Consider the following 545-nt stretch of genomic DNA (forward strand, 5'->3'; position numbering starts at 1 on the left):
CCATGCCGGTGGTGCAGCACTCGTTTCTGCTGCAGTCCACCGACGAGCTCACCCGCACCATCCGCGAGGCCTTCCACATCGCCGTCACCGGCCGGCCGGGCCCGGTGCTCATCGACGTTCCCAGCGACTTGGCAGGGGCCAAGATGGTGTTCGAGTACCCGGACGAGGTGAACCTGCCCTCCTACAAGCCCACCTACCGCGGCAACGCCAAGCAGGTCAAGCAGGCGGTGGCCCGCATCCGCCGCGCCGAGCGGCCCGTGCTCTACGTGGGCGGCGGCGTGGTGTCCTCCGGCGCGTCCGAGGAGCTGCGCGCGCTGGCCGAGCTCATGCAGGTGCCGGTGGTCACCACGCTCATGGGCAAGGGCGCGTTCCCCGCGTCCCACCCGCTGAACCTGGGGCCCGTGGGGATGCACGGCTCGAAGTACGCGAACCTGGCCATGACGGAGAGCGACCTCATCATCGCGGCGGGCGCGCGCTTCTCCGACCGCGTCACGGGCCGGCTCGACGAGTTCGCGCCGCACGCCGAGGTCATCCACATCGACATC

1 pseudogene is annotated in these 545 nt (G+C 70.5%); it reads left to right on the top strand.

Going from position 1 to position 545, the window contains the following annotated elements:
* Window positions 1–545: pseudogene (locus tag C2L80_RS13580) on the top strand (acetolactate synthase large subunit); the annotation flags it as partial.

The sequence above is a fragment of the Rubneribacter badeniensis genome, assembly GCF_002899695.1.
GTDB lineage: Bacteria > Actinomycetota > Coriobacteriia > Coriobacteriales > Eggerthellaceae > Rubneribacter > Rubneribacter badeniensis.